The organism is Pseudomonas sp. P5_A12, assembly GCF_056400685.1.
In genome coordinates this window covers 1-1,940 of record NZ_JBFUKU010000526.1, presented here as the reverse complement: position 1 = coordinate 1,940, position 1,940 = coordinate 1, and the positions used below count along the sequence as shown (strand labels likewise).

Below are 1,940 nucleotides of genomic sequence, written 5' to 3'. Positions count from 1 at the left end.
CTCGGCAAACGCGTCGTAGACCGAATCCTGGATGTACAGACGGTTGGCGCAGACGCAGGTCTGGCCGTTGTTGCGGTACTTGGAAATGATCGCGCCTTCGACGGCCTTATCCAGGTCCGCGTCGTCGAACACGATGAACGGTGCATTACCGCCTAGTTCCAGGGACACTTTCTTGATGTCCTTGGCGCATTCAGCCATCAGCTGACGACCGATTTCGGTCGAGCCAGTGAAGGACAGCTTGCGTACGATCGGGTTGCTGGTCAGTTCGCTGCCGATGTCACCGGCGCTGCCGGAAACTACGCTGAACACACCGGCAGGTATGCCGGCACGCTGAGCCAGCTCAGCCAGTGCGAATGCCGAGAACGGCGTTTGCGAAGCAGGCTTGAGCACCATGGTGCAACCGGCAGCCAGCGCCGGGCCGGCTTTACGGGTGATCATCGCGGCCGGGAAGTTCCACGGGGTGATGGCAGCGGTAACGCCGATTGGCTGCTTGATCACGATCAGGCGCTTGTCTGGCTGGTGGCCTGGGATCACGTCACCGTAGATGCGCTTGGCTTCTTCGGCGAACCATTCGATGAAGGATGCGGCGTAAACGATTTCACCCTTGGCTTCGGCCAATGGCTTGCCCTGCTCGAGGGTCATCAGGCGAGCCAGGTCGTCCTGGTTTTCGATAATCAGCTCGAACCAGCGACGCAGCTTATTCGCGCGGTCCTTGGCGGTCAGTGCACGCCAGGCCGGCAGCGCTTTGTCAGCGGCTTCGATCGCACGACGGGTTTCGGCAGCGCCCATTTTCGGCACAGTGCCCAGAATTTCGCCCGTTGCCGGGTTGTTCACTTTGATCGTCTGACCATTGTCCGCGTCGACCCACGCGCCATCGATGAAGGCTTGCTGGCGGAACAACTGGGTGTCTTTAAGCTGCATGTCGGCTTTCCTTAACAGCACCGCGGCAGGCGCGGAGCAAATTATGATTGTAGAAAGGCGCCCTATAGGCTGCCGTCAGGGAAATCATTCACCGGGCTGAAGCACATAAATAGCGCACTGATTGATATCGTGCGGTTCAGCACCCAGACAAGAGCGTTTGAAATCTCAAACGAATCCTAGGATCAAAGGGGTTAAAGGACAATAGGCTGTTCGAAAAAAAGAACGAAAACGACGCATTTGCCTGGTTTTTCTGATCAACGTAGTAAACGCAGGTTACACTTTCAAAAAAGTCAGTCGATTCAGCAGCATGGACGACCGCTGCACATATGAGTATCATGGCGCCCGCTTGCACCAGTAGCTCAGCTGGATAGAGTACTGCCCTCCGAAGGCAGGGGTCGTGGGTTCGAATCCCGCCTGGTGCACCATACGTTGTAAATAAAAAAGCCTCAGACCTTAGGGTCTGGGGCTTTTTTGTGGGTGAAGATAAACCAATTCCGGGCAATGCCGCTGCTTATCGACCTCGGCTGGGTCCAGGGCAGCGCTCAAGGGCAATGGCGAAAGATGGAGCCATTCTCGTATTGCGAGCCCTGATTCGGGCCTCCCGGGCCCGCCACGCGGCCTGTAAGCCATGGCTAGGACCTTGATGACCGGATACTCGCTGAGTCAGGTGATTTTTGCTGATTAATCCCGACGCTCTACAAGACTGCGCCCCTCAAGCATGAGGCCCTCCCACCTGAGCCAGAGCACTATGGTACGAACTTTCCTGCGGACAAAACAAAACCCCTACCTGCATACGCAGATAGGGGTTTCGGAATTTAATCTTGACGATGACCTACTCTCACATGGGGAAACCCCACACTACCATCGGCGATGCATCGTTTCACTGCTGAGTTCGGGATGGGATCAGGTGGTTCCAATGCTCTATGGTCGTCAAGAAATTCGGTAGCCAGGTCGTTTACCTTTCGGTTCACGCTCCAGCGAATGGGTATGTAATAGATTTGTGTGTTTCGAATTTTCGA

1 protein-coding gene, 1 tRNA gene and 1 rRNA gene are annotated in these 1,940 nt (G+C 55.7%); 1 reads left to right on the top strand and 2 read right to left on the bottom strand.

Annotated elements, in window-relative coordinates; translation table 11 throughout:
* The coding region (locus AC1DSG_RS30745) for an aldehyde dehydrogenase family protein (RefSeq protein ID WP_477794229.1) at positions 1–921 on the bottom strand (921 nt) is incomplete at its 3' end.
* A 348-nt stretch (positions 922–1,269) separates the two neighbouring features.
* Between AC1DSG_RS30745 and AC1DSG_RS30740 the strand changes: the two genes are divergently transcribed.
* Positions 1,270–1,346: transfer RNA gene (locus AC1DSG_RS30740), tRNA-Arg, on the top strand.
* Positions 1,347–1,740: 394 nt separating this feature from the next.
* On the opposite strand, the gene rrf is transcribed toward AC1DSG_RS30740, so the two are convergent.
* A 5S ribosomal RNA gene (gene rrf, locus AC1DSG_RS30735) occupies positions 1,741–1,856 on the bottom strand.
* Positions 1,857–1,940 lie beyond the last annotated feature (84 nt).